This is a genomic window from Cereibacter changlensis JA139 (assembly GCF_003034985.1).
GTDB classification, from domain to species: Bacteria; Pseudomonadota; Alphaproteobacteria; order Rhodobacterales; family Rhodobacteraceae; genus Cereibacter; species Cereibacter changlensis.
This window is the reverse complement of record NZ_PZKG01000120.1, coordinates 1-12234: the sequence shown is the minus strand read 5'-3', so window position 1 is coordinate 12234 and position 12234 is coordinate 1. Positions and strand designations below refer to the sequence as shown.

Below are 12234 nucleotides of genomic sequence, written 5' to 3'. Positions count from 1 at the left end.
TTTTCCCGCCGGGGGTTCACGAAGGTGACGGTGCTGCGTTCGGTCCGGGTTCTGTACTGGCCGGGCGTGAAGGTGGGATGCACGACGACCGGGTCGAGCCCGTAGACCTCACGGTAGCGGTTGGCGGTGAAGTCCGAGTTCGCGATGGTCGGGACAGGGCCGAGACTGTGCAGATCGCCGCCCAGATCGCCGAATTCGACGTTGCGGAGATAGAGCACGACCGGCACCCCGAGTTCCTGAAACCGAAGCGCCATCGGCACCTGCCGCCCGGATTGCAGCAGCACCACATCCGGCATGTCCGCCGCCGTCAGCTCCCCGACGCCCTCGGAGGGGAACCAGCCACGATGGGTCGGGTAGCCGCATCTCGCATCGCTCGCCAGCTTGCGCCCGGTCAGCTTGAGCATAACGCGGCTGCGCAGACCCGTGCGCCCGATGCCCGACAGGCCCGCCAGCACGCGGACCTTGTGACCACGCTGGGCGAGGGCCTTGGCAATCTCGTGCGTGCTGATCTGCGCGCCGCCCGTCAATTGCGGCAGGTAGGGATGAGCGCTGCCAAGGACAATCTTCAATGGTCGTTTCCTTCGGGTTCTGCCGCAGATATCCTTATCCTCGACCGATTTCGGGAGCCTCTTCGCGGATTGCAGGTTCGCAACAGGACGCCGGAGCAGGTGCCTGGGTTTATGAGCAGTCGTTCAGCAAGGAGTGAGGCGACGTTCGGGCTGGGTGGGCTTGCCACGAAGCGGCATGGCGAAAATGGCGATGGACTCGGGCAACCTGACCGATGCGACCCCGCAACAGTCATCCACTGGCGTGTTTGGGCAACCTGCCACGTGGTCGATTGTTCCGACCGTTTTGCGGCTTCGACTCCGATGCCATGAAGCCCCTGGTCCGAGGTTTTGCTGGAAACACCACGGTATCGGCGCAGGCTCCCAACCCGTAAACTCGCCAGGCGAGATCATCATCGGGCGCAAGGGCATGGTCATGGACGAGAAGAAGCCCTGCCCGGTTCACCGCGAAGAAGGGCTGACGGCGCGGAGCGGGGCGCAGGCAAGGGCGGCGCTGGCCTGCTCGACTATGGGTCAAGCGCCTCAAGAAGGGCCTGCCAGTCCTGGCGTCCGCCAAGGATGCGAAGGATCAGCAGATCGGCGCCCGCGATGCGATAGAGGATCAGGTGAGATCCGGTCGGATGCAGCCGCACAGGTGGCGTCAGCTCCGTCCGCTCTCGCGCGATCAATGGCATGGCGAGCAGCATGTCGAATGTCGCCGCAAGGCTGTCGATGTAGCGGTCCGCCTGCTGGCTGGACCAGTGCTCGGCCGTATAGACCCAGATGTCTTCCAGATCGGCCTCTGCCCTTGGGGAAAGGCTGATCCTGCTCGGGAGGTCAGTCGCCACGAGCGGCAGCCATCCGGGTCTTGAAGGCCGTGACATCGAAGGGGCGCGGCTCACCGCTTTCAACCCCCTCCGTGAGGGCTGTCTGAAGCTGTGCTATCGCATCGGCACGCGCCTGGTCGCGCCGGATGAGGTGCCGGATGTAGTCACTGGCATTGCTGAAACTGCCTGTCTGAGAGCGCTCCTCCACCCAGCTTTTCATTGGGTCGGGAAGGGAAACGTTCATCGTCGCCATGTGACCTCCATAAGCTTGGGAGGAATATGACAAAGATTGCCAATCATGGCCAGAGATATTGTGAGCCCGCGATGGAGCCCGTCTGCTCGGACCGCGAACGGTCCCAAGGCATCGCGTTATGGCATGCACTTCGGTCAGGTCACCGATCAAGATCTCTGTGGCTGATGAGACCGGCTGGGTCGGCGGCGATCGTCGTCACCGTCTGGTCCTGAAGCAGCGACGCTTTTCGGCGATCTTGTGCATCTCCTCATCGGGCCGGGGATGCCTCGTGTCGAGTTGAAGCTGGCCTCGCCAAGTCCTGGCCGGTTTCGTGCGCCGCGTCTCCACCCTTGACAGCCCGCCCTCCGATCAGCGATATTCAACATGCTGAACCGTTCATTATGCTGAACGGCCCGGGGAGGGGTGGGATGAGCGGGCGTGGGGTTGAACGTATCCTCGACTTGATCGAATGGTTTGCCGCCCATCCGACGCCGGCGACCTTGGCGCATGTGGCCAAGGTGCTCGATCTGCCGAAATCCAGCGCGCTGGTGATGCTGCGCACGCTTGTCGACAGGGGTTACGTGCAGAAGCTGGAGGCCGGCGATTACATGCTGGTCCGGCTGCCGGGCGACATCTCGGGCAGGAGCAAGCCTTGGGGCGCCATGCTTGCTCTGGCGACGCCGCACCTGCAGGCGGCGGTCGCGGCAAGCGAGGAATCCGGCTTCGTCGCCGTCCTCGAGGGTGGCCAGGTCCGCTACCTGAACAAGATCCTGCCGGCGCGCGAAATCCGCTACGACCGCGATATCTCGCGCACCCGGCCGGCCCATCGCGTGGCCAGCGGCATCGTTCTGCTGGCGGCTCAGAGTGATGCGGAGCTGGACGCCTACTGCGCCGAGGCGGGGCTGGGCGAGGCCGAGGCGGCGGAGGTCAGGCGTGTCGTCGCCGTCGCCCGCCAGGACGGTTTCTACGTGAACCTCAAGGGCGTGGTCGAGGGCGCCGCCGGCGTCGCCGCGCCGATCCTCGATGCGTCGGGCCGCGCCATCGCCGCCATCAACATATCCGGTCCGCAGGCGCGGATCGCTGCAAACTCCGACCGGGCCACCCAAGTGGTGCTCGAAACTGCGCGCGCCGTCACGGAGGACATTGGCCGGCGCGCATTCAGAACTATGTGAGGGAGGAAATCACATGTCGCCTTACTTCAAGCTGCTCGGCGCTGCTGCCGCGCTGGCCCTGACCGGCACCAGCGTTTTCGCGCAGGAGTTCCCGGACTACTACCCCGAAACCTACCGCGACATCGTCGAAGCGTCGCGCAGCGAAAGCGGCGTGATGATCTATTCGAACATGGCCGACAACAACTGGCAGCCACTGCTGGAAGGCTTCCGCGCCAAGTTCCCCTGGATCACCGTCGAGACGGTCGATCTTGGCTCCGGCACGGTGCATTCGCGCTGGGAAGCCGAGAAGGGCTCCAATGCCCGCACCGCAGATATCCTGGTGTCCGGCGCCAATGACCGTTGGGCCAGCTACGGCAAGGAGGGGCTGATGGAGCCCTACGAGAGCCCGGAATTCGCCCATCTGCCCGAGTTCGGTCATCCCTATCCGGGCGTTGCGGTCATGTCGTCCGACCCTCTCGTCATCACCTACAACGCCGCCCTTCTGTCGGAAGAGCAGCGCCCGACCGGCTTTGCCTCGCTGGTGGCGGCAACCCAGGCCGACCCCGGCAGCTTCGACGGACGCATCACCACCTATGACGCGGCGCGGAATTCCTTCGGCTTGGCTGCCTGGTGGAACTACATGAACGTGAAGGGCGAAGAGGGCTGGGCCAATCTGCGCGCCATCGGCCCGATGATCCGGGGCGAGACGTCGGGCGGCCCGATGAACGAGAAGATCGCCACCGGCGAATATGTCATGGGCATCGCGGTGTCGGGCATCACCATCTTCCCGCGTCTGGAACAGCCGGGCGGCGAGATCCTCGGCTTCGCCTTCCCGGATGACGGCACCATCATCATGTTGCGCGGCATGGGAATCCCCGCCGGAGCGACCAACCCGAACTCGGCCAAGCTGTTCCTCGATTATGCGCTGAGCGCCGAAGGCCAGACGCTCGTCGGCAAGGGCGGGCTGGTGCCCTACCGCGAGGACGTGCCAGAGGATCAGGTGCGCTACACCTTCCAGGGGATCTCGGACCTGATCGGAGCCGACAACATGGTGATCGCCGGCTTCGACGAACGCCTGATCACCGAGGCCCAGGCCTTCGCGGACAAGTGGACGGCCGCGATGGGCGGTCAGTGATCTGACCGGCACAGGGCGGCCCGGCGTGGCCGCCCGCTTCAAAGGAAAACCCGATGACGGACCTTACCGATGCCGGCGCGAAGCGCCCGGCCTTTGACCGATCGCGCCTGATCTTCTGGGGTGTCTCGCTGCTGACCGTCGTGCTGGTCGGCGGCCCGATCCTGCCGATCATCCTTCAGGCCTTCCTCGACAAGCCGCTCTACGATGCTGCCGCGGGCTTCACGCTCGGCAACTTCGGCCGGCTGTTCAGCGAGCCGGGAGTCGGCCGCATCTTCTTGAACACCCTTTATTTCGGCGCGCTGACCATGGTGATCGCGCAGTTGTTCGGCGCGGTGATGGCGGTGCTGGTCGGACGCACCAACCTGCCGGGACGGCGCTGGATGGGCGAAGTGTTCATCTGGCCGCTGTTCGTGTCGAACCTCGTCATCGCCTTCGGCTGGTTCACCATGTATGGGCCGTCGGGCTTCCTGACGCTTGCCTCGCGCACCTATCTCGGCGGCGCGCCGTGGAACCTCTATTCGGTCACCGGCATGGGGATCGTGGCCGGGCTCAGCCAGGCGCCCTTGACCTATCTCATGTGCCTCGCCGCCGTCACCAAGGCCGACCCGCAGCTCGAGGACGCCGCCCGTTCCGCCGGAGCCGGGCCGTTCCGCGCGCTCTGGTCGGTGACCATTCCGATGATCCGCCCGGCGATGATCTATTCCGCCGTGCTGAACTTCGTCATCGGCATCGAGATGCTGGCCATTCCGCTGCTGTTCGGCGGGCCGAGCGGCATCCAGACCGTGACGACCTTCCTCTACGACAAGGGGATCAACGCCGCCGTCCGCCCGGAATACGGGATCGTCGGCGCGGCGGCGATCCTGCTGCTGATCGTCGTGGCGCTGCTGGTCTGGCTGCAGGGCCGGCTGATGCGCGGCGCCGGCCGCTTCGTCACCGTGCGCGGCAAGGCGAGCCGCCCCTCGACGCTGGATCTCGGGCCCTGGAAGTGGGCGGCCTTCGCCTTCGTCTTCGGCTTCGTCTTTCTCACCATCCTGTCGATCTTCGGCGGCATCTTCCTTCGCTCGGTCGTGACCTTCCTGACGCCGCTGATCCCGATCTGGAAAGTGCTGACCACCGGCAACTTCGAACTCGTCCTCAACTCGGAAACCTATGTCCGCTCGATCGTGAACTCGGTCGTGGTCTCGGTCGTCGGCGCCGCGATCGGCACCTTCTTCATCGCGGTCATCGCGCTTATCGCCCGCCGATCGGAGTTCGGCTTCCGCCGGCCGCTGGAATATGTGGCGCTGTTTCCGCGCGCCCTGCCGGGCATCATCGCCGGCCTCGGCTTCTTCTATGCGGTGATCTGGATGCCGGGGCTGGATGCGATCCGCGGCACCATCTTCGTGCTGATCCTCGCATTCGTCGTGCGCTACATCCCGGTGGGTTTCGGGGCCATCGCCCCGGCCCTCGCCCAGATCGGCGAGGAGCTGGACCGCGGCGCCCGCATCTCCGGAGCCGACTGGTGGACCACCGTGACGCGGATCATCCTGCCGATCCTGAAGCCCGCGCTGTTCTCCTGCTACGCTCTGCTCTTCATCCACTTCTTCAAGGAATACGTCACCGCGGCCTTCCTCTACCAGCCGGGCTCCGAGATCATCGGCACGACCATGCTGCAACTCGTGGCGCAGGGCGACAACGGCCCCGTCTCCGCACTCGCCACCATTCAAGTCATCATCACGGCGCTGTTCGTCTTCCTTGCGCGCCGCCTGCTGGGAGCCAAGATCTATGGCTGATCTCATCATCGAGAACCTCACGATCAAATACGGCGAGGTCACCGCCGTCGAGAACCTGAGCATCAACGTGCCTTCCGGGGAGTTCCTGACGCTGCTCGGTCCGTCGGGCTGCGGCAAGTCCACGACGCTCTTCGCCGTGGCCGGTCTGAACCATGCGACCTCCGGCACCATCCGGGTCGGCGACCGCATCCTGTTCAACGGCGATCCCAAGGCGACGGTGCCGCCCGAGCGGCGCAACATCGGGCTGGTGTTCCAGAGCTATGCGCTCTGGCCGCACAAGACCGTGGCCGACAACCTCGCCTTCCCGCTGATCCTGCGCAAGATGGGCAAATCCGAGCGGGAAGAGCGCATCCGGGAGGCGCTCGGCCTGGTCGAGATGCTTCCCTATGCCGAGCGGTTTCCCTTCGAACTGTCCGGCGGCCAGCAGCAACGCGTGGCCCTTGCCCGCGCGCTGGTCTATCGCCCGCCCCTGCTGCTGCTCGACGAGCCGCTCTCGAACCTCGACGCCAAGCTGCGCGAGCGGGCAAGGGTCTGGCTGCGCGAATTGCAGGAACGACTGAAGGTCACCACGGTCTATGTGACCCACGACCAGTCGGAGGCGCTCGCGGTTTCGGACAGGATTGCGGTGATGAGCATGGGCCGGATGCGCCAGCTCGGCGCCCCGCGCGAGATCTACGAGACGCCAGCCGACAGCTTCGTGGCCGACTTCATTGGCTCCTCCAACTTCCTCGATGGGCGGATGATCGAAAGCGGCGTCGATCACGCGCTTGTCGAACTGGGCGACGGCACCCGCCTGACCACCGCGCCGGGCCGCGCCGCGGCGGATGGGTCGCTGGTGGTGGCCGTGCGGCCGGAGCGGATTTCGGTCGCGACGGCGGAAGGCCCGAATACCCTGCGCGCCAAGGTGGAGCAGAAGGTCTATCTTGGCTCGGTCTGGCAGTATGTCGTCCGCAGCGGTCCGGTGGAGTTCCGTATCCAGACCACCTTCGAGATCGACGCTCCCGAAGTGCTGCTGCATATCCCTGCCGAGGCCTGCGCCCTCTTCGCCGAAACGCCGGTGGGGAACTGACGATGGGGACCAGGGACAATCCCCTTCGCTTCGACGCGACGGCGCGCGGGCCACTGGCAGGGGTGCGGGTGATCGACCTGTCGCGGCTGGTCGCGGGCAACATGCTGTCGCTGCAGCTGGCCGACTTCGGCGCCGATGTGGTGAAGATCGAACCGCCGCAAGGCGATCCCCTGCGGGACTGGCGCGACAATGGCCAATCGCTGCACTGGAAGACCTATGGCCGCAACAAGCGCTCGCTTGTGCTGAACCTCCGACAGCCGCCGGCGATGCGGGCGCTGCGGCGGCTGCTGGAAGGGGCCGACATCTTTGTCGAGAACTTCCGCCCGGGCACGCTCGAGGAGATGGGTCTCGGCCCGGACGTGTTGCGCGAGCTGAACCCGCGCCTGATCACCGTGCGGATATCCGGCTTCGGCCAGACCGGACCCTATGCAGAGCTGCCCGGCTTCGGCACCCTGGTCGAGGCGATGAGCGGCTTTGCCGCCCGCACCGGCTTTCCCGACCGTGAGCCGGTGCTGCCTCCCCTGGCGCTCGCCGACATGATCGCTGGACTGACCGGCGCCAATGCTGCCATGATGGCGCTCTTCGCCCGCGAGCGCGGCCTGGCCTCCGGGCAGGTGATCGACCTGTCGCTGCTGGAGCCGATCTTCGCCTCGCTCGGACCGGAAGCGGCGATCTATCGCCAGACCGGCGCAGTGAAGCAGCGGTCGGGCTCGGCCTCCAACACGGTCTCGCCGCGCAACGTCTATCGCTGCAGTGACGGCAAATTCGCAGCGCTCTCGGGGTCCACCCAGGTGGTGGCGATGCGGATCTTCGATACCATCGGACGGCCCGAGATGAAGGCCGATCCGCGCTTCGCCACCAATGCGGCGCGGGTACAACACCGCGATCTGGTGGACGCGGCGGTCGGTGCCTGGTTCCTGACCCGAGACCGCGATACCGCGCTGGCCGAGATGCGGGCGCAGGGCGCCACCGTCGGTCCGGTCTATGACATTGCCGATATTGCAGAGGATCGCCACTTCGCCGAGCGCGAAATCGTCGTCGAGGTCGAGGACGCCGAAAACGGCAGCCTGCCGATGCACAACATCTTCCCGCGCTTCTCGGAGACGCCCGGCGTCTGGCGCCTGCCCGCGCCCGACCTCGGCCAACACAGTGGCGAGATCCTCGCCGAGATCGGCATGACCGAGGCGGATCTGGAGGATGGCGCATGATCCGCTCCCTGCTCTACGTTCCCGGCAACACGCCACGCTTCCTGGAGAAGGCCGCCTCCCGCGGCGCCGATGCAATCATCATCGATCTGGAAGATGCAGTGCCGGAGGCGCTGAAAAGCTCTGCCCGCGACGCGCTTGCCCAAAGCGTGCCGATGGTCGGCCGGGGCGGGGCGGAGGTCTTCGTCCGGGTCAACATGACCGACCGGCTGCTGGACGACGCCGAAGCGGCCTGCCGGGCCGGCGCGGCGGGGCTCTATCTGCCGAAGGTGAACAGTGTCACGGTTCTTGACCGGCTGGTGGCCCACCTTGCGCCGATCGAAGCTGAAACGAAGCGCAATCCGCTGCGCTTCGTTCCGCTGATCGAGGACGCCGAGGGTCTGTTCGAGGCCCGCGCCATCGCCAGGGGCCCGCGGGTGCTGGGGATCTCGTCGGGTGGCGAGGATCTGGCGACCTCGATGGGCGCCAAGCCCCTGCCCGAAGTGCTGCGCCTGCCGAAACAGATGATCCACTATGCCGCCAAGGCGGCGGGGGTCCTGTCCTTCGGGCTCTTCCGCAGCACGGTGGATTTCGCCGATACCGAGGCTATCCGCGAGGCTGCGGAAGAGGCGCGCAGCTACGGGTTCGACGGGGCCAGCTGCATCCATCCCAGCGTCGTGCCGGTGCTGAACGCCGCCTTCGCCCCGAGCGAGGCCGAAATCGTCTGGGCGCGCAAGGTGGTGGCCGCCGCGCGAACCGAGGAGCAGGCCGGCCGCGGGGCCTTCATGCTGGACGGGCAATTCCTCGACGCCCCCATCGTCACGCGCGCCGAGCGGCTGCTTGCCCGGCTCCACCCCAAGACCTGAGGATCATGACGAACATTCTCCCCAACGGCTCCGGCCGCAGCCGCCGCGTGCTGGTCAGCCACACGCAGATCGCCGAGAGCGCCATCCGCCTGCTGAACGCGCATGATGTCGACGTGTTCTTCTCGCCGCCCTACGATCCGTCGGAGGTGGTCGCAGCCCGTGCCGCAGAGTTGCAGATCGACGCGCTGATGGTGCGACAGGGCAGGATCGACGACCAGGTGATCGGGGCCTCTGCGAAGCTGCGGGTCATCGTCAAACACGGCGTCGGCGTCGACAATATCGACATCGCGGCGGCGACGGCGCGGGGCATCCCCGTGCTCCGCGCGCTCGGCTCGAACTCGCGCGCCGTGGCCGAACATGCCATCGCCCTGGCGCTCATGCTGGTGAAGGAGATCCAGCCGCTGAATGCCGCGGTGAAGGCGGGCGGCTGGCCGAAACCCAGCTTCATCGGCAAGGACTTCAAGGGCGCCACCATCGGCCTGATCGGATATGGCGGCATCGGCCGTGAGACGGCCCGAATGGCCGAGGCGCTTGGGATGGAGGTGGTGGTGCATGATCCCTATGCCCCCGAAGCGGTTCAGGCCGACGGTTTCGCCGTCGCCGAGATCGATGCCATGCTGCCCGAGCTGGACATCCTCAGCCTGCATTGTCCGCTGACCGCCGGCACCCGCAATCTGATCGACGCGCGACGTCTGGCGCTGATGAAACCCGGCGCCGTGATCGTCAATACCGCCCGTGGCGGGCTGATCGACGAGGCGGCGCTGGCCGAGGCGCTGGCAGAGGGCCGCATTGCCGCCGCGGGACTCGACAGCTTCGCGCAGGAGCCGCCGACCGCCGACAACCCGCTCTGGTCGCTTCCCACCCTCACCGCCACGCCGCATATCGGCGGCGTCACCGCGGGCTCGGCACGGTCGATGGCCGAGATCGCCGCGCGCCATATCATCAGTGTGCTGGACGGCAACCCGCCAGACCAGCGCAGCCTCGCCCTTGCATCGGAACTATCGGCCTGACGGGCCAGGAAAGGACATCATGAGCTACGGATTCAGGATCAAGCAGAGCTGGCGGCGGATCGACGCGGAGATGGTCGACGCCTTCCGCGACCTGCCGGTCGCCAATGTTAGCGACGCGATGCAACGCCTGCCCGGTTTCGGACCCGAGTTCCGTCCGATGCACCGTTCGGGCGTGCTGGCCGGCCCGGCGCTGACCGTGCGGACGAGGCCCGGAGACAATCTCATGCTGCACAAGGCCATCGACATGGCCGAACCGGGCGACGTGATCGTGGTGGACGCCGGGGGCGACCTGACGAATTCGCTGATGGGGGAACTGATGCTGGCCCATGCGATCCGGCGCGGCGTCGCCGGATTCGTTCTGGGCGGAGCGATTCGCGACGCCGAGGCCTTCCTCGAGCGCAACCTGCCGGTCTACGCTCTCGGCATCACCCATCGCGGCCCCTACCGCACCGGGCCGGGCGAGATCGGCTTTCCGATCCGCATCGGCGCCGCGCTGGTCTCGCCGGGCGATCTGGTGCTGGGCGACTTCGACGGGGTGCTTTCGGTGCCGCCCGGAGAAGCCTCCGCCGTGCTTGCGGCGACACGGGCGAAGAACGCGGCCGAAGAGAAGCAGATGGCCGCCACTGAGGCAGGCACCCTGGACCGCAGTTGGGTCGACAAGGCGCTGCGCGATGCGGGATGCACGTATCTCGACTGATCCTGCACGGAGGCGAGCCGCTGGATGGAAATGCATGGCGAGGCTGCCCGGTCCCTGAGCCCGGCCTCCGGCGCTCTCCTCCCCGGCGGCAATAGCGGCCGCCCCGGTCACCGCCTCGATCCCTGATCCGGGCGGTGGCGACCAGGGCGCCGACGAGAGCGGTCAGCGAGCCATCCAATGCCGTGACCCGCGGCACGAGGGTCGATCTGCCGGAAATCCGCAGCGCCCGCTCGCCATCCGTCACGAGATCGGTCTCGCCGGGGACGGCAACGACCGCCGCCGTGGCCAGAGCCAACGCGCGCTCAGCGGTCTCGGCCTCTTCGACCGGATCACCGCTGTCTAGGCCTCTGCCCATGCTCCGCCCGCCCGCTGGCCAGTGCGATGATTTCGGAGGCACTGCCACGGACCCCGGCCACCAGCAGCACATTGGCCGCGATTGTCACCGCCACATGATCGGCGATGCGCTGCACCGGGGCGCCGCGCATCTGCGCATGGAGGTCAGCATGGACGGCCATCGCTCACGGCTCCTCCTGCACCGGCATGTAGAGATCGCCGCCGTCGCGGTATTTTCCGGCCATCTCGGCCATGCCCGCCTCGGCGCGGGCCGCGTCGCGGATGTCATGGCTGATCTTCATCGAACAGAATTTCGGCCCGCACATCGAGCAGAAATGCGCGAGCTTGTGCGCTTCCTTCGGCAGGGTCTGGTCGTGGAAGGACCGAGCGGTATCGGGGTCGAGCGACAGGTTGAACTGGTCCTCCCAACGGAACTCGAACCGCGCGCGGCTCAGCGCATCGTCGCGCAGCTTCGCCGCCGGATGCCCCTTGGCAAGATCCGCCGCATGCGCCGCGATCTTGTAGGTGATCACCCCCGTCTTCACGTCGTCGCGGTCGGGCAGGCCGAGATGCTCCTTCGGCGTGACGTAGCAGAGCATCGCCGTGCCGAACCAGCCGATCATCGCCGCGCCGATCCCGCTGGTGATGTGGTCGTAGCCGGGCGCGATGTCGGTCGTGAGCGGCCCGAGCGTGTAGAAGGGGGCCTCGCCGCAAACCTCCAGCTGCTTGTCCATGTTTTCCCTGATCTTGTGCATCGGCACATGGCCGGGGCCTTCGATCATCACCTGGCAGTCATGTTGCCAGGCGATCCGCGTCAGCTCGCCCAGCGTCTCCAGTTCCGCGAACTGTGCCGCGTCGTTCGCGTCGGCGACCGAGCCGGGCCGCAGCCCGTCGCCCAGCGAGAACGATACGTCATAGGCGCGCATGATCTGGCAGATGTCCTCGAAATGCTCGTGGAGGAAGCTCTCGCGGTGATGATGCAGGCACCACTTGGCCATGATCGAACCGCCCCGGCTGACGATGCCGGTGACCCGGTCCACCGTCAGCGGAATGTGCCGCAGCCGCAGGCCGGCATGGATGGTGAAGTAATCCACGCCCTGTTCGGCCTGCTCGATCAGCGTGTCGCGGAAGATCTCCCAGGAGAGATCCTCGGCAACGCCACCCACCTTTTCCAGCGCCTGATAGAGCGGCACGGTGCCGATCGGCACCGGCGCGTTGCGGATGATCCAGTCGCGGATGTTGTGTATGTTGCGGCCGGTCGACAGGTCCATCACCGTATCCGCGCCCCAGCGGATCGCCCAGACCATCTTTTCGACCTCTTCGGCCATGGAGGAGGTCACGGCGGAATTGCCGATATTGGCATTGATCTTCACGAGGAAGTTGCGGCCGATGGCCATCGGCTCCAGTTCGGGA

General features: G+C 66.4%; 13 protein-coding genes and 1 pseudogene. 8 read left to right on the top strand and 6 right to left on the bottom strand.

All coding sequences use genetic code 11. The features are described from left to right. The 3 genes from C5F48_RS18480 to C5F48_RS18470 all read right to left on the bottom strand — a co-directional run. Positions 1 to 569: glycosyltransferase (locus tag C5F48_RS18480; protein WP_146170642.1), on the bottom strand; the 569-nt coding region annotated here is incomplete at its 3' end. A gap of 503 nt (positions 570 to 1072) precedes the next feature. Then, entirely contained in the window at positions 1073 to 1393 is a 321-nt protein-coding gene (locus C5F48_RS18475; protein WP_245941471.1) for a type II toxin-antitoxin system RelE/ParE family toxin, read from the bottom strand. Continuing rightward, entirely contained in the window at positions 1383 to 1625 is a 243-nt protein-coding gene (locus tag C5F48_RS18470) for a type II toxin-antitoxin system ParD family antitoxin (protein ID WP_107665307.1), read from the bottom strand. The genes C5F48_RS18475 and C5F48_RS18470 overlap by 11 nt, the downstream gene beginning before the upstream one ends. A 380-nt stretch (positions 1626 to 2005) precedes the next feature. On the opposite strand from C5F48_RS18470, the gene C5F48_RS18465 reads away from it, so the two are divergent. From C5F48_RS18465 to C5F48_RS18430, 8 genes are read left to right on the top strand one after another with little or no spacing between them, the layout of a single operon-like run. Then, positions 2006 to 2776, top strand: coding sequence for an IclR family transcriptional regulator (locus tag C5F48_RS18465; protein WP_258186529.1), 771 nt, complete (start codon positions 2006 to 2008; stop codon positions 2774 to 2776). A gap of 13 nt (positions 2777 to 2789) precedes the next feature. Beyond that, entirely contained in the window at positions 2790 to 3890 is a 1101-nt protein-coding gene (locus tag C5F48_RS18460) for an ABC transporter substrate-binding protein (protein WP_107665305.1), read from the top strand. Positions 3891 to 3943: 53 nt separating this feature from the next. Beyond that, positions 3944 to 5662, top strand: a complete 1719-nt coding sequence (locus C5F48_RS18455) for an ABC transporter permease (RefSeq protein WP_107665304.1) — start codon at positions 3944 to 3946, stop codon at positions 5660 to 5662. Next, on the top strand, positions 5655 to 6731 hold the full coding sequence (locus tag C5F48_RS18450; RefSeq protein WP_107665303.1) for an ABC transporter ATP-binding protein: 1077 nt from the start codon (positions 5655 to 5657) through the stop codon (positions 6729 to 6731). The genes C5F48_RS18455 and C5F48_RS18450 overlap by 8 nt, the downstream gene beginning before the upstream one ends. A 2-nt stretch (positions 6732 to 6733) precedes the next feature. Beyond that, a complete protein-coding gene (locus C5F48_RS18445) occupies positions 6734 to 7939 on the top strand; it encodes a CaiB/BaiF CoA transferase family protein (RefSeq protein WP_107665302.1) in 1206 nt (401 codons plus the stop codon). Next, complete coding sequence (locus tag C5F48_RS18440) at positions 7936 to 8781, top strand: HpcH/HpaI aldolase/citrate lyase family protein (protein ID WP_107665301.1); 846 nt, start codon at positions 7936 to 7938, stop codon at positions 8779 to 8781. The genes C5F48_RS18445 and C5F48_RS18440 overlap by 4 nt, the downstream gene beginning before the upstream one ends. Before the next feature lie 5 nt (positions 8782 to 8786). Then, complete coding sequence (locus C5F48_RS18435) at positions 8787 to 9791, top strand: hydroxyacid dehydrogenase (RefSeq protein WP_107665300.1); 1005 nt, start codon at positions 8787 to 8789, stop codon at positions 9789 to 9791. Between the two features lie 19 nt (positions 9792 to 9810). Next, a complete protein-coding gene (locus C5F48_RS18430) occupies positions 9811 to 10488 on the top strand; it encodes an RraA family protein (RefSeq protein ID WP_107665299.1) in 678 nt (225 codons plus the stop codon). A 193-nt stretch (positions 10489 to 10681) separates the two neighbouring features. Here C5F48_RS18430 and C5F48_RS26475 read toward each other — a convergent pair. The 3 genes and pseudogenes from C5F48_RS26475 to thiC form a co-directional block, all read right to left on the bottom strand. Continuing rightward, positions 10682 to 10843 (bottom strand): annotated as a pseudogene (locus tag C5F48_RS26475) (hydroxyethylthiazole kinase); the annotation flags it as partial. Further along, positions 10818 to 11003 (bottom strand): hypothetical protein, encoded by a 186-nt coding sequence (locus C5F48_RS26150; protein WP_211246106.1) that lies wholly within the window; start codon positions 11001 to 11003, stop codon positions 10818 to 10820. The gene C5F48_RS26150 and the pseudogene C5F48_RS26475, both read right to left, overlap by 26 nt. Positions 11004 to 11006: 3 nt before the next feature. Then, the coding region (thiC, locus tag C5F48_RS18420) for a phosphomethylpyrimidine synthase ThiC (protein WP_107665298.1) at positions 11007 to 12234 on the bottom strand (1228 nt) is incomplete at its 5' end.

Bases quoted from the DNA above. Each gene is read 5' to 3' on its own strand.
- C5F48_RS18460 (WP_107665305.1), top strand. From the start codon at position 2,790: ATGTCGCCTTACTTCAAGCTGCTCGGCGCTGCTGCCGCGCTGGCCCTG.
- C5F48_RS18440 (WP_107665301.1), top strand. From the start codon at position 7,936: ATGATCCGCTCCCTGCTCTACGTTCCCGGCAACACGCCACGCTTCCTG.
- C5F48_RS18445 (WP_107665302.1), top strand. From the start codon at position 6,734: ATGGGGACCAGGGACAATCCCCTTCGCTTCGACGCGACGGCGCGCGGG.
- C5F48_RS18455 (WP_107665304.1), top strand. From the start codon at position 3,944: ATGACGGACCTTACCGATGCCGGCGCGAAGCGCCCGGCCTTTGACCGA.
- C5F48_RS18450 (WP_107665303.1), top strand. From the start codon at position 5,655: ATGGCTGATCTCATCATCGAGAACCTCACGATCAAATACGGCGAGGTC.
- C5F48_RS26150 (WP_211246106.1), bottom strand. From the start codon at position 11,003: ATGGCCGTCCATGCTGACCTCCATGCGCAGATGCGCGGCGCCCCGGTG.
- C5F48_RS18465 (WP_258186529.1), top strand. From the start codon at position 2,006: ATGCTGAACGGCCCGGGGAGGGGTGGGATGAGCGGGCGTGGGGTTGAA.
- C5F48_RS18430 (WP_107665299.1), top strand. From the start codon at position 9,811: ATGAGCTACGGATTCAGGATCAAGCAGAGCTGGCGGCGGATCGACGCG.
- C5F48_RS18435 (WP_107665300.1), top strand. From the start codon at position 8,787: ATGACGAACATTCTCCCCAACGGCTCCGGCCGCAGCCGCCGCGTGCTG.
- C5F48_RS18470 (WP_107665307.1), bottom strand. From the start codon at position 1,625: ATGGCGACGATGAACGTTTCCCTTCCCGACCCAATGAAAAGCTGGGTG.